18 protein-coding genes are annotated in these 16,385 nt (G+C 64.3%); 11 read left to right on the top strand and 7 right to left on the bottom strand.

Going from position 1 to position 16,385, the window contains the following annotated elements; genetic code table 11:
* Nucleotides 1-62 precede the first annotated feature (62 nt).
* Nucleotides 63-1,079: a flagellar basal body P-ring formation chaperone FlgA gene (flgA, locus tag PAN31108_RS11405; protein WP_150668964.1), complete on the bottom strand. Its 1,017-nt coding sequence runs from the start codon at nucleotides 1,077-1,079 to the stop codon at nucleotides 63-65.
* A gap of 414 nt (nucleotides 1,080-1,493) precedes the next feature.
* On the opposite strand from flgA, the gene flgB reads away from it, so the two are divergent.
* From flgB to flgL, 11 genes are all read left to right on the top strand, one after another.
* A complete protein-coding gene (gene flgB / locus PAN31108_RS11400; RefSeq protein ID WP_150668963.1) occupies nucleotides 1,494-1,934 on the top strand; it encodes a flagellar basal body rod protein FlgB in 441 nt (146 codons plus the stop codon).
* Between the two features lie 5 nt (nucleotides 1,935-1,939).
* Nucleotides 1,940-2,344, top strand: a complete 405-nt coding sequence (gene flgC / locus PAN31108_RS11395; protein ID WP_150668962.1) for a flagellar basal body rod protein FlgC — start codon at nucleotides 1,940-1,942, stop codon at nucleotides 2,342-2,344.
* Between the two features lie 23 nt (nucleotides 2,345-2,367).
* Nucleotides 2,368-3,096 (top strand): flagellar hook assembly protein FlgD, encoded by a 729-nt coding sequence (gene flgD, locus PAN31108_RS11390; protein WP_150668961.1) that lies wholly within the window; start codon nucleotides 2,368-2,370, stop codon nucleotides 3,094-3,096.
* Nucleotides 3,097-3,176: 80 nt separating this feature from the next.
* Nucleotides 3,177-4,433, top strand: coding sequence for a flagellar hook protein FlgE (flgE, locus tag PAN31108_RS11385; RefSeq protein WP_150668960.1), 1,257 nt, complete (start codon nucleotides 3,177-3,179; stop codon nucleotides 4,431-4,433).
* 41 nt (nucleotides 4,434-4,474) lie between these two features.
* The gene (locus PAN31108_RS11380; protein WP_150668959.1) at nucleotides 4,475-5,218 is read left to right on the top strand and encodes a flagellar basal body rod protein FlgF; all 744 of its coding nucleotides are present in this window, start codon (nucleotides 4,475-4,477) and stop codon (nucleotides 5,216-5,218) included.
* 72 nt (nucleotides 5,219-5,290) lie between these two features.
* Nucleotides 5,291-6,073 carry a flagellar basal-body rod protein FlgG gene (gene flgG / locus PAN31108_RS11375; RefSeq protein ID WP_150668958.1) on the top strand — a complete coding sequence of 261 codons (783 nt, stop codon included), beginning with the start codon at nucleotides 5,291-5,293 and terminating at the stop codon, nucleotides 6,071-6,073.
* A gap of 85 nt (nucleotides 6,074-6,158) precedes the next feature.
* On the top strand, nucleotides 6,159-6,851 hold the full coding sequence (locus PAN31108_RS11370; RefSeq protein ID WP_246183896.1) for a flagellar basal body L-ring protein FlgH: 693 nt from the start codon (nucleotides 6,159-6,161) through the stop codon (nucleotides 6,849-6,851).
* 8 nt (nucleotides 6,852-6,859) lie between these two features.
* Nucleotides 6,860-8,050: a flagellar basal body P-ring protein FlgI gene (locus PAN31108_RS11365; RefSeq protein ID WP_370819626.1), complete on the top strand. Its 1,191-nt coding sequence runs from the start codon at nucleotides 6,860-6,862 to the stop codon at nucleotides 8,048-8,050.
* Nucleotide 8,051: 1 nt separating this feature from the next.
* A complete protein-coding gene (gene flgJ / locus PAN31108_RS11360; protein ID WP_150668955.1) occupies nucleotides 8,052-8,939 on the top strand; it encodes a flagellar assembly peptidoglycan hydrolase FlgJ in 888 nt (295 codons plus the stop codon).
* A gap of 195 nt (nucleotides 8,940-9,134) precedes the next feature.
* Nucleotides 9,135-11,123: a flagellar hook-associated protein FlgK gene (gene flgK / locus PAN31108_RS11355; RefSeq protein ID WP_150668954.1), complete on the top strand. Its 1,989-nt coding sequence runs from the start codon at nucleotides 9,135-9,137 to the stop codon at nucleotides 11,121-11,123.
* Between the two features lie 17 nt (nucleotides 11,124-11,140).
* Nucleotides 11,141-12,376 carry a flagellar hook-associated protein FlgL gene (gene flgL, locus PAN31108_RS11350; RefSeq protein ID WP_150668953.1) on the top strand — a complete coding sequence of 412 codons (1,236 nt, stop codon included), beginning with the start codon at nucleotides 11,141-11,143 and terminating at the stop codon, nucleotides 12,374-12,376.
* An 81-nt stretch (nucleotides 12,377-12,457) separates the two neighbouring features.
* On the opposite strand, the gene fliR is transcribed toward flgL, so the two are convergent.
* From fliR to fliM, 6 genes are read right to left on the bottom strand one after another with little or no spacing between them, the layout of a single operon-like run.
* A complete protein-coding gene (fliR, locus tag PAN31108_RS11345) occupies nucleotides 12,458-13,249 on the bottom strand; it encodes a flagellar biosynthetic protein FliR (protein WP_150668952.1) in 792 nt (263 codons plus the stop codon).
* A gap of 11 nt (nucleotides 13,250-13,260) precedes the next feature.
* Nucleotides 13,261-13,530: a flagellar biosynthesis protein FliQ gene (fliQ, locus tag PAN31108_RS11340; RefSeq protein WP_150668951.1), complete on the bottom strand. Its 270-nt coding sequence runs from the start codon at nucleotides 13,528-13,530 to the stop codon at nucleotides 13,261-13,263.
* 16 nt (nucleotides 13,531-13,546) lie between these two features.
* The gene (fliP, locus tag PAN31108_RS11335; protein WP_150668950.1) at nucleotides 13,547-14,314 is read right to left on the bottom strand and encodes a flagellar type III secretion system pore protein FliP; all 768 of its coding nucleotides are present in this window, start codon (nucleotides 14,312-14,314) and stop codon (nucleotides 13,547-13,549) included.
* Nucleotides 14,314-14,946, bottom strand: a complete 633-nt coding sequence (fliO, locus tag PAN31108_RS11330) for a flagellar biosynthetic protein FliO (protein WP_246183895.1) — start codon at nucleotides 14,944-14,946, stop codon at nucleotides 14,314-14,316. Before fliO ends, fliP begins: the two co-directional genes overlap by 1 nt.
* Complete coding sequence (fliN, locus tag PAN31108_RS11325) at nucleotides 14,943-15,386, bottom strand: flagellar motor switch protein FliN (RefSeq protein WP_150668949.1); 444 nt, start codon at nucleotides 15,384-15,386, stop codon at nucleotides 14,943-14,945. The genes fliO and fliN overlap by 4 nt, the downstream gene beginning before the upstream one ends.
* A complete protein-coding gene (gene fliM, locus PAN31108_RS11320) occupies nucleotides 15,386-16,384 on the bottom strand; it encodes a flagellar motor switch protein FliM (protein WP_150668948.1) in 999 nt (332 codons plus the stop codon). The genes fliN and fliM overlap by 1 nt, the downstream gene beginning before the upstream one ends.
* Nucleotide 16,385 lies beyond the last annotated feature (1 nt).

Below are 16,385 nucleotides of genomic sequence, written 5' to 3'. Positions count from 1 at the left end.
CCTGTTACCAGTTCAAGTGCCCGGGTGATTTCAGCGAATACTTAATGATAGTGAGTGATCACTTATAGCGCAACTTCGACTTCGACGTTGCCGTTTTTTCCTGTCTTTACCGTGCCGCTGACGACTTGTCCGGCCCGGGTGCGCACCTGCACGGGGTCCCCCGCGCTGGCTCGCGTGAGCACCTGACCTTCGGTGCTGACTTCGAATCCGGCGCCGCGCGAGACCACACGCACGGTTTGTCCCTGCTGCACCGCAATCGCACTGCGCAGCAGGTCCGAGCGAATCGGCAGTCCGGACGTAATACGGTTTACCGCCACCGTGCCGACGATCTGGCCGGCATCGGTCGCGACCGTGCGCGGCAGCAAGGTGAGATCGCCCTGACGCGGCGACAGGTCGTTCGGCCCGATCGTCTCGCCAGGATTGATCTGGCGCGCGGCGACGAAGTACGTTGCGTTGATGCTCACGCGTGCTTGCAGATACAGCGTCCACGGACGCTCACCCGCGCAGCGCACGCCCACGCTGGTCGTGCCCCAGAGCCGCGCGCCGGGCGGCAGGAAGGGTTCGAGTGCGGTACAGGTGGGCATGCGGTCCGAGACCGATTCGCCCACGGTGATGCTCACCTGGCCGGGCAGGCCGGTCGTCTGCTCGCGCAGGAAACGCTCGGCGGTCTGGCGGATGACCTGTGTGTTCTGGAACTGAGATGTCTGAGGGCTGGCGACCTGTGGCGCTTGTACCGCGACGGGCTGCGCGGCGACGGGTGTGTTCGCCGTCACGGGACGCACCATGCTGGGCACATTCGACGCGACACCGCCTGCGGCGGCATTGTTGCCGGGGATGACGATGGCGCCGGGGCCGAGGGTGTTGCCGAGATTTTGCGCGGCGGGGTCCGTGGCGATGCCGGCATTTTGCGCGGCAGCCGAGACGGGGCCGACCGCGATGCCGAGGCTCGCGACGCCCACCATCGCTGCCATCAGGCTGGACAGGCCTGACAGGGCGAACCGGAGGCGCGCACGCAGGCCGTCCCGCACGCCATGCGGGCGCGCGGCAAAGGCGAGACGGTCGCCGGATTTGCCTGTCATGCTCACTCTCCTTGCGGCCGTCGCCCGAGGTGATTTCGGGGTATCCGGCACTCAACCCGCTTCAAACTGTGAAGCCGACGACACCGGGCAGTGTCCCTGTGCCTGGGGGGCGAACCCCGCCCGATGCCGTCAGGAAGCCATTCTAGAGATGTCCCGCGACGGGGCATGGCCCGAAATGGCGGTCAATCTCCTTCCTATTCGTCCGATTGAATCCCGGGGGGTACGCATACGATGCGAAGCATGCCAAAAGGCCCCCATTTTTTCCCGGGCCCGGCAGGACATCCCGTTCGTGCATCGCATCGCCCGCCGCATTCGCCCGTCGTATAAGGCTGGGCCGGCATCGGTCGCACTACGGCAAGGTTTCTTTGCATCACCCAAGTACCCAGCATCAAGGCAAGCATCAGGCGAGACGAGATCATGGACAAACTGGACGCGGCATTGCGATTTTCCCAGCAGGCGCTGTCGATGCGCGCCTATCGCCAGGAGGTGATCTCGTCGAACATTGCCAACGCGGACACGCCGGGATACAAGGCGCGCGACGTCGACTTCAATAGCGCGTTGAGTCAGGCCGTCGAGCGCGGCGCACAGCAGCAACTCGCCACCGAGTCCAGCGTATCGCTCTCGCGTACGTCTTCGCGCCACATCGCCGGGCGCGCCGTCACGAGCGCACCGCCCATGGGCGGGCCGGAACTGCTCTATCGCGTGCCTTACCAGCAAAGCGTCGACGGTAACACCGTCGAACTCGATGCCGAGCGTGTGAACTTTGCCGACAACGCCGTGCATTACCAGACGGGCCTCACGGTCCTGACCGGCCAGATCAAGACGATGCTGGCCGCCATCACGAATCAGGGGTAAGCGCCATGCCACTCATGAGCATCTTCGATGTCGCCGGCTCGGCCATGGCTGCGCAGTCGCAGCGCATGAACGTGACGGCCAGCAATCTGGCCAACGCCGAATCGGTGACCGGTCCGGACGGCCAGCCGTATCGCGCCAAGCAGGTCGTCTTTCAGGTCAACCCGATCACGGGCACCGACGTGGGCGGTGTGAAGGTTGCCGGCGTGGTCGAGGATCCGTCGCCCCTCAAGACCGTGTACGACCCGAAGAACCCGGCAGCGAACGCACAGGGCTACGTCACCATGCCCAACGTGAATCCGGTGGAAGAGATGGTCAACATGATCTCCGCTTCCCGCTCTTACCAAGCCAACGTCGAAGCGCTGAACACCGCCAAGACGCTCATGCTTAAAACCCTCACGGTCGGCCAGTAAGGGGCCGCGCGGAGACCAGAAAGATGGCCAGCATCAATACGTCGAACACCGGCAACTTCTCGCAGAACTTCCTCGACTCGATCAACGGGACGGCGAAAAGCAGCAGCTCGAAGTCGTCGGCGGGCAGCGCGGACGATCTGCAGAACAGCTTCCTCAAGTTGCTCGTCGCGCAGATGAACAACCAGGATCCGCTCAACCCGATGGACAACTCGCAGGTGACCTCGCAGCTCGCGCAGATCAGCACGGTCTCGGGCATCACCCAGCTCAATACGACGCTCTCGTCCGTCACCTCGCAACTGAACTCCACGCAGAGCCTGCAAGCGGCGGCGCTGGTCGGCAAGGGCGTGCTGATTCCGGGCAACAACATCGGCGTGGGCAGCACCAAGGCCACCGACGGCACCGTCACCAAGACGGCCACACCGTTCGGCTTCGAGCTGCCGAGCGACGCCGACACGGTCAAGATCGAGATCAAGGACAGCACCGGCAAGGTCATTCGCACCGTGAACGCGGGCGCACTGGACGCCGGGGTGCAGGCCCTCACGTGGGATGCGAAGGACGACGCCGGCAATACGGTCGCCGACGGCAAGTACACGCTGAGCGTGACGGCAACGGCCAACGGCAAGGCCATTACGCCGACGCTGCTCTCGTACGCCCAGGTGCAAAGCGTGGTGGCCAGCACGACCGGCTCGCCGCTGCTCAACGTGGGTACGGGCTCGAACGTCAAGCTCTCCGACGTGCGCGAAATTTTGTAACTGACCCCAATCACGACGTAAGTCTCTCACCGATTCCGTCGCGACACCCGTCGTCGACAACCGAATTTCAGGAGTAACACATGGCCTTTTCGACCGGATTGAGCGGCCTGAACGCCGCTTCCAAGGACCTGGACGTCATCGGCAACAACGTTGCCAACGCGGCCACCGTCGGCTTCAAGCAGGGTCAGGCGCAATTCGCCGACATCTACGCCAACTCGCTGTTCGGCGCGGGCAACAACACCGTCGGTATCGGTACGCGTGTGGCGGCCATCGCTCAGCAGTTCACGCAGGGCGACATCACGGTCACGAACCGTCAGCTCGACCTGGCGATCTCGGGTAACGGCTTTTTCCGCGTGTCGAACAACGGCACGATTGCTTACACTCGCAATGGCCAGTTCTCGCTCGACAAGAACGGTTTCATCGTCGACTCGAACGGCGATCGCCTGACCGGCTATCTGGCCGGCCCGAACGGCATCATCAACAGCGTCTCGCCGGTCGATCTGCAAGTTCCGACGGGCGATCTGGCCCCGACGGCCACCAAGAAAATCACGGGTCAGTTCAACCTCGACTCGCGCAGCGCCATCAACACCACGCCGTTCTCGATCACCGATCCGAATTCGTACACCAACGCCACGTCGCTCAAGGTCTACGACTCGCTGGGCAATTCCCACGACGTCAACCTGTACTTCAAGAAGACGAGCGTCGATGCGACGACCAACAACGCCACGTGGACCGTGTACGCCTCGGTCGACGGCACGACGCAGGTCGGCACCGGCGCGATCGGCACGCTGACGTTCAATTCGTCGGGCAGCCTCATCTCGCAGACGGATTCGACCGGCGCGACCGTGACCGGCCCGATCACGCTGCCGACGATCACGTACGGCAACGGCGCCGCGCAAGGCAACCTGACGCTGAACCTGACCGGCACCACGCAATTCGGTAACAGCTACACGCCGAACACGCTCACGCAGGACGGCTATTCGTCGGGCCGCCTTACCGGCTTCACGTTCAGCGCCGACGGCACCATCGTGGGTACGTACTCGAACACGCAGTCGATCGTGCTCGGTCAGGTGGCGCTCGCGAACTTCAACAACGTGAACGGCCTGATCCCGCTGGGCAACAACCTTTGGTCGGAATCGGCCGCATCGGGCATTCCGATCGTCGGCGTGCCGGGCGGCACGAACCTCGGCAAGCTTCAGGCCGGCGCCGTCGAAGCGTCGAACGTCGATCTGACGGCCGAACTGGTCCACATGATCACCGCGCAGCGCAACTATCAGGCGAACGCGCAGACGATCAAGACGGAAGACCAGTTGATGCAGACGATGGTCAACCTGTAAGACGGAGCGGCGCGTATGCGTAACTTGCAGGAGGGGCGTCGATGGATCGTCTGATCTATATCGCCATGACCGGCGCGAAGCAGGCGATGGAGCAGCAATCGACCACCGCCAACAATCTGGCGAACGTCTCGACGCCGGGCTTTCGGGCCCAGCTCTCGGCGTTCCGTCAGGCGCCGGTGCGCGCGGCCGACGGCTCGACGGGCACGCGTACGTTCGTCACGACCTCCACGCCGGGCACCGATTTCACGCCCGGCGCCATGCAACAGACCGGCCGTGCGCTCGATGTGGCCATTCAGGGACAGGGCTGGCTGGCCGTGCGCGATGCGCAGGGCCGCGAAGCCTACACCCGCGGCGGCAACCTCGAAATGACGGCCGACGGCCAGATCACGCTGCACGGCCTGCCGGTCATGACCGACGCGGGTCCTGCGGCGGTGCCGCCCGGCGCGTCGGTGACGATCGGCACGGACGGCACGATCTCGGCGCTGGGGCAGGGCGATCCGCCCAACTCCGTCGCCGTGGTGGGGCAGTTGAAGCTGGTCAATCCGCCGGAAGGCAATCTGGTGCGCGGCGACGACGGACTGTTCCGTCAGGCCAATAACGCACCGGCGCAGGTCGATCCGAATGTCGTGGTGGTGGCTGGCTCGATCGAGACCAGCAACGTCAATCCGGTGAGCGGTCTCGTGAACATGATTTCTCAGTCGCGGGCCTTCGAGATGCAGATGAAGATGCTGCAAACGGCCGACACCAACGAACAAACCGCCAACCAGTTGCTGAACTTCAGCTAACCGGCGCCGGATGCACAACGCTCGCCAGCGGCGAGCACGCGCACCGCCACCGCCCACGGGGAGAAACATCCAATGATCCGTTCGCTCTACATCGCTGCCACCGGCATGAACGCCCAGCAGACGAACATGGACGTGATTTCGAACAACCTTGCCAACACCAGCACGAACGGCTTCAAGAAAGGCCGTGCGGTGTTCGAGGATCTGCTGTACCAGACGATCCGTCAGCCCGGCGCGCAGTCGTCGCAGCAAACGTTGCTCCCGTCGGGGCTGCAATTGGGAACGGGGGTGCGTCCGGCGGCGACCGAGCGCATCTTCACGCAGGGCAACCTGACGTCGACGAACAACGCCAAAGACGTGGCCATCAACGGCGACGGCTTCTTCCAGGTGCTCATGCCGGACGGCACGACCGCCTACACGCGCGACGGCTCGTTTCAGGTCGACAACAACGGCCAGCTCGTGACGGCCTCCGGCTACCCGATCCAGCCGGCCATCACGATTCCCCCCAACGCGCTGTCGCTGACCATCGCGCGCGACGGTACGGTCTCGGTCACGCAGCCGGGTAACACGGCCAACGTGCAGATCGGTACGTTCCAGCTCGCCACGTTCATCAACAACGCCGGCCTGCAAAGCCTGGGCGAGAACCTGTACGCGGAGACGGCGGCTTCGGGCGCGCCGAACGTGGCGCAACCGGGCACCAACGGCGCCGGCGTGCTTAACCAGAATTACGTCGAGACGTCGAACGTGAACGTGGTCGAAGAGCTCGTGAACATGATTTCAGCGCAGCGCGCCTACGAAATCAACTCGAAGGCCGTGACGGCATCCGACCAGATGCTGCAACGTCTCACGCAGATGTAAGCGGCGGTTTGACCGCCTCTCTCTCCTTCGCCAACCGTATTCAGCCCTGGGAATGAACGTCGATATGTCCGCACGAAAGACCGAAATGCAACGCAGCGCAGGCCTCGCGCGATTTCTTGCGCTCGTGGCCGCCACTGTGTTGACCGGTCTCGCGGGCTGCGCCTACGTGCCGCAAGAGCCGGTCGTCAACGGGCCGACCACCACGCGTCCGCCGCCCCCGCCGGTGGCGGCCGATCCGGAAGGCTCGATCTTCCGTCCGTTGTATTCGAATCGCCCGCTGTTCGAAGATCGTCGTCCGCGTAACGTGGGCGACATTCTCACGATCGTCATCAACGAGAACACGGCGGCGAGCAAGAATTCGGCGGCCAATACCACGCGTGCCGGCAGCGGCAGCCTGACGCTCACCCAGACGCCCGGTGTGATCGGCGGTGTGCTCAACAATCAGGGGCTCGATGCCAGCGGCAGCAACAAGTTCGATGCCAAGGGCGCGGCCAACGCCAACAACGTATTTTCCGGTCAGATCACCGTGACCGTGATGGAAGTGCTGTCCAACGGCAACCTTGCGGTCGCCGGCGAGAAACAGATCGCCATCAATCAGGGCACGGAGTACATCAAGTTTTCGGGCATCGTCAGCCCGCAGACGATTTCGGGCGCGAACACCGTGCCTTCGACGCAGGTGGCCGATGCGCGCATCGAATACCGTGGCAAAGGCTACATCAACGAAGCCGAAACCATGGGCTGGCTGCAGCGCTTCTTCCTTAACGTTTCGCCCTTCTGATGTCGATCATGTCGTCCCCGTCGCGCCGCGCGCCTAACCTCCGTCTCCTGCATCAGTCGCGCCAGTCGCTCGGTCGCACTGTCTCCACGTTCGCCGTGGCGGCCGCAGTGAGCGTGGCCGGCGTGGCGACGATGCTCGCGCCCGGCGTGGCGCACGCCGAGCGTCTCAAGGAACTGGCGTCGATCCAGGGCGTGCGTGATAACCAGCTCATCGGCTACGGTCTCGTGGCCGGTCTCGACAACTCGGGCGACCAGACGACGCAAACGCCGTTCACGGTGCAGAGCATGACGAACATGCTCTCGCAACTGGGGATCACCGTCGCGCCCGGCACGAACATGCAGTTGAAGAACGTCGCCGCCGTGATGGTGACGGCCACGCTGCCGGCGTTCACGCGTCCCGGGCAGGCCATCGACGTGGTGGTCTCGTCGATGGGTAACGCCAAGAGCCTGCGCGGCGGCACGTTGCTCATGACGCCGCTCAAGGGCCCGGACGGACAGGTCTACGCACTGGCGCAGGGCAACCTGCTGATCGGCGGCGCGGGCGCGTCCGCCAACGGATCGAGCGTGACCATCAACCAGCTGGCGTCGGGCCGGATTCCGAACGGCGCCATCGTCGAGCGCGCCGTGCCGACCGCCATGGGCGGTCAGCCGGGCACCGTGCAGATGGAACTCAACGCCACCGACTTCTCGACCGCGCAGCGCGTGGTCGATGCCGTGAACCGGCGCTTCGGCTTCGGCACGGCGCAGGCGCTCGACGGCCGTGTGATCCTGCTGCGCACCCCGACCGATCCGTCGTCGCGTGTGCAATTCCTGGCGCAGCTCGAAAGTCTGGAAGTGCGTCCGGACAACACCGCCGCGCGCGTCATCATCAATGCCCGCACGGGCTCGGTGGTGATGAACCAGAACGTGACGATCCAGCAGTGCGCGGTGGCGCACGGCAACCTGTCGGTCGTCATCGATACACAGAACAATGTGAGCCAGCCGGCGCCGTTCTCGGGCGGTCAGACGGTCGTGGCCCCGAATTCGCAAATCTCCGTGCAACAGGAGAACAACGCGCTCAAGATGGTCAAAGCGGGCGCCAACCTCGCCGACGTCGTCAAGGCGCTGAACTCGCTGGGTGCGAGTCCGGCAGACCTGATGTCGATTCTGCAGGCCATGAAGGCCTCGGGCGCCCTGCGCGCCGATCTGGAGATCATCTGATATGGCCGACGGCAACCGCCTGACCGGTGCGGCAGGCAACAATCTGCCCGATCTGACGCAACGCGCCGCCTACGACATGCAGGGCCTCTCGGCCCTGCGGGCGGCGGCGCATCAGCAAACGCCGCAGGCCACGCAGCAGGCGGCCAAGCAGTTCGAGGCCGTCTTCACGCAGATGATGGTCAAGAGCATGCGCGACGCCACCCTGTCCGGCGGCCTGCTCGGCAGCGATCAGGAAAAGATGTTCAACGGCATGCTCGACGACCAGCTTGCCCAGCAACTGGCGTCGCACAAGGGGATCGGGCTGGCCGATCTCATGCTCAAGCAACTGGCCAAGACGGGCACCACGCTGCCGCCGGCGGCCATGGGCCGTCAGCAGTCGCTCGCCGGCCGTGCCTACAACGCGGCGGATGCCATCGGTGTCGCCGACGGTGCGCCGGCGGTCGCAGGCGAGTTCGTCGACCGCATGGCCAACGCGGCGCAGAGCGCCAGCGCGCGCAGCGGCATCCCGGCGCGCTTCATGCTGAGCCAGGCGGCGCTGGAGTCCGGGTGGGGCAAGCGCGAGATCCGTCGTGCCGACGGCAGCACCAGCCACAACGTGTTCGGCATCAAGGCGGGCAAAAACTGGAACGGCCCGACCGTGGAAGTGGCCACGACCGAGTATGTGAACGGCCAGCCGCGCCGCGTGACGGCCAAGTTCCGGGCTTACGGCTCGTACGACGAGGCGTTCGCCGACTACGCCAACCTGATTTCGAACAACCCGCGCTATTCGACGGTCGTGGCGAGCGCCAACGACGCGGCGAGCTTTGCCAACAATCTGCAACGTGCCGGCTACGCGACCGATCCGCAGTACGCCAGCAAGCTGATGAAGGTCATGAAGCATTTCATCTGAGGGTGAGGGACGGGGCGGGATTCGGGAAAATGGCCGAAATCCGACCGCAAGCTGGCCGGAAAGCCACGGAAAGCGGGACGAAAACCCGCGGGGCGACGGCCTCAATTTTGTCGCCGGGCTGCCGTAAACACATCGGTAACGGTGCGCATCGGACTTTTTGCCGCAGGGCGCGCCTCCAACTCAAGCCGCGAGATCATGAGCCTAATCAATATTGGCATGAGCGGGCTGAACGCCGCCCAGTTCGCCCTCAGCACCACTGGCAATAACGTCGCCAACTCGGGCACGGCCGGTTACAACCGCCAGATCGTCGACTATTCCCAGGCCGCCAGCCAGTATGCCGGCGTCGGCTATCTGGGCTCTGGCGTGCTGGTGAACGACGTCTCGCGCGTGTACAGCCAGTTTCTGTCGAACCAGACGAATCAGGCCCAGACCCAGTACAGCCAGCTCAACACGTATTACCAGCAGATCTCGCAGATCAACAACGCGCTGGGCAGTTCGACGACCGGCCTGTCGGCCACGATGAGCCAGTTCTTCACGAACCTGCAGAACATCGTCTCGGCGCCGGCCAACTCGGCCACGCGCGCCACGGTCGTGTCCTCGGCGCAAACGCTCGCCAGCATGTTCCAGTCGCTCTCGGGCACGCTGTCCACCCTGCGCAGCAGCACGAACGCCAGCATTGCCCAGTCCACCGACCAGATCAATGTCTACGCCAAGCAGATCGCGCAACTGAACGACGCCATCGTGCAGGCGCAGGCCAACGGCGGCAACACCACCCCGAACGACCTTCTCGACCAGCGCGACCTGGCGGTCTCGCAGCTCAACGCCATCATTCAGACCAACGTGGTCAAGGCGTCGGACGGCTCGTACAACGTCTATGTCGGCAACGGCCAGTCGCTCGTGACGGGCAGTTCGGCTTACCAGCTCACGACGGTGGCCTCGACCAACGACCCGTCGGAACTCACCATCGCGTACGTGACACCGAGCGGCACGAAGGTGCCGGTGCCGGAATCGTCGATTACCGGCGGCTCGCTGGCCGGGCTGCTGTCGTTCCGCAGCGGGGCGCTCACGCAGGCGCAGAACTCGCTCGGCCAGATCGCACTGTCGCTGGCCGGCACGTTCAACGCGCAAAACCAGCTCGGGCTGGACCTCTACGGCCAGCTGGGCGGTAACGTTTTCACCGTGCCGAACCCGACGATCGTCGCCAACGCGAAGAACTCGAACAGCGCGGTGCTCAATTCGAAGATCACCGACGCGTCGAAGGTCACGGCGAGCGACTACACCGTGACGTACGACGGCACGAACTACACCATGACCCGCCAGTCCGACGGCGCGAAGTGGACCGCAGGCGCCCCCGCCACGCCGGGCGCGCCGCTGACCTTCACCGACAGCGGCGGCAAGGCGTTCGACGACGGCTTCAACGTTACCGTCGGCAACATGGTCGCGGGCGACAGCTTCACGATCGAGCCGACGCGTAATGCGGCCGGCAACATCAGCGTGGCGATCACCGACCCGGGCAAGATCGCGCTGGCCGCACCGATTCTGGCCTCGGTGCCGTCGACCAACACCGGTTCGCTCAAGACGGATCAGGGCACGGTCGATGCGAACTACCTGAGTTCGCCGTTGACGTCGCCCGTGACGTTCACGTTCAGCAAGAATCCCACGACGGGCGCCATCACGCTGGTCGCACCTTCGCCGATGACGGTGACTGTCAACGGGACGACGACGACTTACGCTGCCGGCGATACGGTGCCGTACGACGCCGCCAACGGCGCGAAGATTACGCTCGGCGGTATGACCGTGAACGTGAGCGGCACGCCGGCGGACGGCGACAAGCTGACCATCGCCCCGAACAGCTCGGGCGCGACGACGGACAACCGCAACGGCCTGGCGCTCTCGGCGTTGCAAAACGACAAGACCAAGGTCGGCGGCAAGGACAGCTATGCGACCGCCTACGCCAATCTGGTCTCGTATGTCGGCTCGACCACGAACACCTACAAGGCGACGAGCGCCGCGCAGCAAACGCTGCTCAAGCAGGCGCAGACCGCCCAGCAGTCCAATTCCGGCGTGAACCTCGACGAAGAGGCGGCCAACCTGATCAAGTTCCAGCAGCTCTATCAGGCCAACTCGAAGGTCATCCAGACGGCGTCGCAGTTGTTCGACACGATTCTGCAGATGGTCAACTAAGGCTGAGGAGACGACAAATGCGCATCAGCACCAGCATGATTTTCGATCAGGGGTCGTCGGCCATGAGCCGTAACGTCTCCGATCTGCTCAACACGCAAGCGCAGCTCACCTCGGGCAAGCGCGTGACCACGCCGAGCGACGACCCGCTGGCGTCGGCGCAGGCGGTGGCCGTGTCGCAGGACAAGGACATGAACAAGCAGTACGCGACGAACCGAAGTTCGGCCACGACGGCATTACAGCTCGAAGACCAGACCTTCGGCAGCATCGTCAACACGCTGCAACACGTCATGTCGCAAGTGGTGGCCGCCGGCAGCGCATCGCTCAACGACAACGATCGCTCGGCCATTGCGACCGATCTGCAATCGAGCTTCCAGCAACTGCTATCGCTCGCCAACACGACCGACGCGAACGGCCAGTACCTGTTTTCGGGGTTCATGGGCAATTCGGCCGCCTATGTCGCCACACCGACAGGCGCGAGCTATGCGGGCGATACCGGTATCCGGTACGTTCAGGTCGGCCCGAACCGCCAGATCGCGATCAACGACATCGGCTCGAACATCTTCCAGTCGATTCAGCCGGCGACGGCAAGCACGGTGATCAGCGGCAGCCTGTCGAACACGGGGACGGCCACGTACACGCCGGTCTCGACGACGGACGTGACCAACGCAGCGGCCAATCATCAGTTCTCGATCAGCTTCGCGATCGACAACACCACGACGCCGCCGACCACGAACTACACGGTCAAGGACCTGACGAACACCACGGCGCCCGACGTCACGGGTGTGTACACCTCGGGGCAGCCGATCACGTTCGCCGGCAAGTCGGTGACGTTCACGGGCGCGCCGGCCGCAGGCGACACCTTCAAGGTGGATCCGCCCGGCAAGTCCAGCACGAATGTGTTCGACAATCTGCAAGCGCTGATCAACACGCTCAAGACGCCGATCAATGCGCAGGGTCCGGCGGGCGCGGCCAACATGACGAACGCTCTGACCACGTTCAACCAGATGTTCGGCAACAGCTACGACAACGTGACGACCTTGCGCACGACGGTCGGCTCGCGCATGAACGAGGTGACCACGCTCAACGACATCGGCAGCGCCAACGATCTGGCTTACACGTCCCAGTTGCAGGACCTGCTCGACGTGGACATCGTCTCCGCGACGAGCCAGTTCGCGCAGCAGCAGGCATCGCTGCAAGCGTCGCAGCAAACCTTCATCCAGACGCAGAAGCTGTCGCTGTTCAGCATGCTCTGATCGCAACGCCGCAACACCTCACAGGCCGCCTTCGGGCGGCCTGTTTCATTTTGAGCGCGGGGAGTGACGAAGGTGCACCGCTCAGGGCTTCGGCACGAAGGCGGCCGTCGCCCGGATCATCATGTCGATGCCGATGGCGTTGAAGTGGTCCAGCACGGGCGCAATGCGCGGCATCATCAGTTCGAGCACCACCAGACCGACACCCAGCGTGAGCGGAAAGCCCACGGCGAAGATATTCAGCTGCGGCGCGGCGCGGTTCAGAATGCCCAGCGCCAGATTGCAGATCAGCAGCGCCGCGACGAGCGGTAGCGAGAGCATCAGCGCCAGCGAAAACAACTGCCCGCCCAGCATCGCGAGGTAGTGCCATCCGCCCACGGACAGCGGCGTGCCCGAGATCGGCAACACGTCGAAGCTCTGCACCAGCGTTGCGTACATCACCAGATGCCCGTTGGTCGCGAGGAACACGAGCATGATGACCACGTTGAGCAGCATGCCGAGCACGGCGGTGCTGCCGTCGGCGTTGGGGTTGAGCAGCGTGGCGAACGACAGGCCCATTTGCAGCCCGACGAAGTCGCCCGCCATGCTCACGGCGGAGAACACGATCTGCATGCACCAGCCCAGCGCCGCGCCGATGATCATCTGCTGGACGAGAATCCAGAGGCCTTCCCAGGAGAAGGGCGAAACGGCGGGTGCGGGACCGATCAGGGGGGCGAGCGTGAGGGCGACGATGCCCGCCAGACCGATCTTGACCGTGCCCGGCACCCTTGAGTCGCCGAACAGCGGCGCCGTCATGGACAGCGCGAGCAAACGCACGAACGGGAAAAGGAACGTCGCGATGACGCCCGAGAGCTGGTCGTAGGTGAAGCTGATCAAGGCCGGGCGGCTTACCCGACGAGGCCGGGAATGCCGGTGAGCAACTGACGCATGTAGTCGACCATCATGTTGAGCATCCACGGGCCGGCGACCACGAGCGTGATGAACACGGCGAGCAGCTTGGGGATGAACGACAGCGTCATTTCGTTGATCTGCGTGGCGGCCTGAAACAGGCTCACGAGCAGGCCCGAGACGAGGGCGACGATCAGCAGCGGGGCGGCGAGCAGCAGGCACACCTGCATGGCCTGATGGGCCAGCGCCATGACGGTTTCCGGAGTCATTTCGGTGGCCTCCCCGCTACATCGTGAAGCTCTGGGCCAACGAGCCCAGCAGCAATTGCCAGCCATCGACCACCACGAACAGCATCAGCTTGAACGGCAGCGACACCGTGGAGGGCGAGACCATCATCATCCCCATGGCCATGAGCACGCTCGCGACCACCAGATCGATGATCAGGAACGGGATGAAGATCGTGAAACCGATCTGGAAGGCCGTTTTCAGCTCGCTCGTCGCGAAGGCGGGCACGAGAATGCGCATCGGCACGTCTTCCGGGCCGTTCATCGGCGGGGTCTTGGCGAGCTTGGCGAACAGTGCGAGATCCGCTTCGCGCGTTTGCTTGAGCATGAAGGAGTGGAACGGCTTGGCGCCGGTGTCGATGGCCTGCTCGAAGCTGATCTTGTTCGCCGCGAACGGCTGATAGGCGTTCGTATAGACCTGATCGAGCACGGGCGACATGACGAAGAACGTCAGAAAGAGCGCCAGACCGATAAGGATCTGGTTCGGCGGCGAGGTCGTCACGCCGATGGCATGGCGCAGCAGCGAGAGCACGATGATGATGCGCGTGAAGGCGGTCATCATCAACAACATCGCGGGCAGGAAACCCAGCGACGTGAGCAGCAGCATCGTCTGCACGGACAGCGAGTAGGTCTGTCCGCCGCCGGGCGACGGCGTTGTGGTGAACGCCGGCAACGTGGCCTGCGCGAAAGCCGCCCCCGGCAAGGCCATACCGACGAGGCACGCCAGCGCCAGACCGAGCATCAGGAAGCGGGGCAGGCCGCGCGACATCAGGAATCCTTCTTCATCGATTCGCGCAGCTTTTGCGCAAAAGCCTGCGCGGCGCGATTGGCCTGCGCACCCGGATGGGCGGCAGCGGGGGCCGCCGGCAGATCGGCGACGCGATCGGCGTCGATCACATGCAGGCTGCGTACCTGACCCGGCGCCACGCCGAGCACCACCCAGTCGCCTGCCACTTCCACCACGACCACGCGTTCGCGCTGTCCCACGGCGGCGCTACCTACGATGCGTACGTTGCCGCCGCCTAGCGGGCGTTGCAGCCCGAAGCGCTTGGCCAGCCATGCCAGCCCGAACAGCAGCGCGAGCACGAGCACGAGGCCGAAGCCGGTCTGCACGATGCCCGCGCCGCCAAGGCTCGGCACGGCCGCCGCCTGCGAGGCGGCGCCCTGAGCGTAAGCGTTGGCGAGGGGAAGACAGCCGAGGCCGGCGAAGACCGCGCGGGCCAGGCCGGTCGTGCGGTTCGGACGAATCGTACGAATCGTACGATTTAGGCGATTCGAGGCGGGCAGGCGTCGCGCCATGGTGCGAACGGCGTCGACTACGGTACGGGCGGCGGCCGTCACCGTGGCGCTGCTTGCCGCAGCACGCCGCACGGGCTTGCCGCGGACTTTCGTTGCAATCATCGGTTGAGCTTACGGATGCGTTCGGATGGCGTGATGATATCAGTCAGGCGGATGCCGAACTTGTCGTTCACGACCACCACTTCGCCCTGGGCGATAAGGCATCCGTTGACCAGCACGTCCATCGGCTCGCCGGCCATGCCGTCGAGTTCCACCACGGAACCCTGCGCCAGTTGCAACAGGTTCTTGATGGCGATCTTGGTGCGGCCCAACTCCACGGTCATCTGAACCGGGATGTCGAGGATCAGGTCGATGTCGTTGTGCGTGGCCGTCGCGGGATTGCCCGCCGTGGCGGCCAGCGGCTGGAATACGGGGGGGGCGGCGGCGGGTTGCGGTGCCGTGGCGGCAGCCGGCTCGGCAGCGGTCTGCTCCGCCATGGCGCTGGCCCACTCGTCCGCCATGGCCTGGGCGTCGTCACCGGGCGTTTGAGGGGTATCGCTCATCACTCGTTGTCCTTCGTGTAATCGCTGTGCGAATGGTTGATCATCTGGTTCACGCGCAGCGCGTATTGACCATTGAAGACGCCGTAATTGCAGTGCATCACGGGCACGCCGTCGACCTTGGCTTCGAGCACCTCGGGCACGTCGAGCGGGATCACGTCGCCCACGCGCATGTTGAGCAGTTGCGAGAGCGTCATGTCGATCTGGGCCAGGTTCGTCACGATCTCCACATCGGCGGCCTGCACCTGTTGCGAGAGCAGACGCACCCAGCGCTTGTCGACTTCGAGCGTTTCGCCTTGCAGCGGGCTCGAGAGCTGATCGCGCAGCGGCTCGATCATCGAGTAGGGCATGCAGATGTGGAACTCGCCGCCGACCGAGCCGAACTCGATGTCGAACGTGGTCGTGACGACGACCTCGTTGGGCGTGGCGACGTTGGCGAACTGCGTATGCATCTCGGCACGCACGTATTCGAACTCGACCGGGTGCACCGGTTTCCACGAGGCGCCGTAATTCTCGAACACCAGATCGAGCAGCCGCGCGATGATGCGCTGTTCGGTCTGCGTAAAGTCGCGCCCTTCGACACGCGTATGGAACCGCCCGTCGCCGCCGAAGAGGTTATCCACCACCAGGAACACGAGGTTCGGATCGAACACGAACAGCGCCGTGCCGCGTAGCGGCTTGATGTGGACCAGGTTGAGGTTGGTCGGGACAGGCAGGTTGCGAATAAATTCGCTGTACTTCTGTACGCGCACCGGGCTGACCGAGATCTCGGCGCTGCGGCGCATGAAGTTGAACAGCGCAATGCGGAACAGTCGCGAGAAGCGGTCGTTGATGATTTCGAGCGTGGGCATGCGCCCGCGCACGATGCGCTCTTGCGTCGCGATGTTGTAAGGCCTGATGCCGGCATTATCTTCCGACTCGGACCGGTCATCCTGTTCGCCGGTGACACCCTTCAGAAGGGCATCGACTTCTTCCTGCGACAGGAACTCCTCATGCGCCATG

Origin of the sequence: Pandoraea anhela (assembly GCF_902459655.1) — a bacterium.
Classification (GTDB): domain Bacteria; phylum Pseudomonadota; class Gammaproteobacteria; order Burkholderiales; family Burkholderiaceae; genus Pandoraea; species Pandoraea anhela.
Note: the sequence above shows the minus strand (reverse complement) of the source record. Positions and strands in the feature narration are given on the sequence as shown.

What these genes read in the sequence shown, in the direction of transcription:
- flgA (WP_150668964.1), bottom strand. Translation starts at nt 1,079, where the DNA reads ATGACAGGCAAATCCGGCGACCGTCTCGCCTTTGCCGCGCGCCCGCAT.
- flgC (WP_150668962.1), top strand. Translation starts at nt 1,940, where the DNA reads ATGCCACTCATGAGCATCTTCGATGTCGCCGGCTCGGCCATGGCTGCG.
- flgD (WP_150668961.1), top strand. Translation starts at nt 2,368, where the DNA reads ATGGCCAGCATCAATACGTCGAACACCGGCAACTTCTCGCAGAACTTC.
- flgE (WP_150668960.1), top strand. Translation starts at nt 3,177, where the DNA reads ATGGCCTTTTCGACCGGATTGAGCGGCCTGAACGCCGCTTCCAAGGAC.
- PAN31108_RS11380 (WP_150668959.1), top strand. Translation starts at nt 4,475, where the DNA reads ATGGATCGTCTGATCTATATCGCCATGACCGGCGCGAAGCAGGCGATG.
- flgG (WP_150668958.1), top strand. Translation starts at nt 5,291, where the DNA reads ATGATCCGTTCGCTCTACATCGCTGCCACCGGCATGAACGCCCAGCAG.
- PAN31108_RS11370 (WP_246183896.1), top strand. Translation starts at nt 6,159, where the DNA reads ATGCAACGCAGCGCAGGCCTCGCGCGATTTCTTGCGCTCGTGGCCGCC.
- PAN31108_RS11365 (WP_370819626.1), top strand. Translation starts at nt 6,860, where the DNA reads ATGTCGTCCCCGTCGCGCCGCGCGCCTAACCTCCGTCTCCTGCATCAG.
- flgJ (WP_150668955.1), top strand. Translation starts at nt 8,052, where the DNA reads ATGGCCGACGGCAACCGCCTGACCGGTGCGGCAGGCAACAATCTGCCC.
- flgK (WP_150668954.1), top strand. Translation starts at nt 9,135, where the DNA reads ATGAGCCTAATCAATATTGGCATGAGCGGGCTGAACGCCGCCCAGTTC.
- flgL (WP_150668953.1), top strand. Translation starts at nt 11,141, where the DNA reads ATGCGCATCAGCACCAGCATGATTTTCGATCAGGGGTCGTCGGCCATG.
- fliQ (WP_150668951.1), bottom strand. Translation starts at nt 13,530, where the DNA reads ATGACTCCGGAAACCGTCATGGCGCTGGCCCATCAGGCCATGCAGGTG.
- fliP (WP_150668950.1), bottom strand. Translation starts at nt 14,314, where the DNA reads ATGTCGCGCGGCCTGCCCCGCTTCCTGATGCTCGGTCTGGCGCTGGCG.
- fliO (WP_246183895.1), bottom strand. Translation starts at nt 14,946, where the DNA reads ATGATTGCAACGAAAGTCCGCGGCAAGCCCGTGCGGCGTGCTGCGGCA.
- fliN (WP_150668949.1), bottom strand. Translation starts at nt 15,386, where the DNA reads ATGAGCGATACCCCTCAAACGCCCGGTGACGACGCCCAGGCCATGGCG.
- fliM (WP_150668948.1), bottom strand. Translation starts at nt 16,384, where the DNA reads ATGGCGCATGAGGAGTTCCTGTCGCAGGAAGAAGTCGATGCCCTTCTG.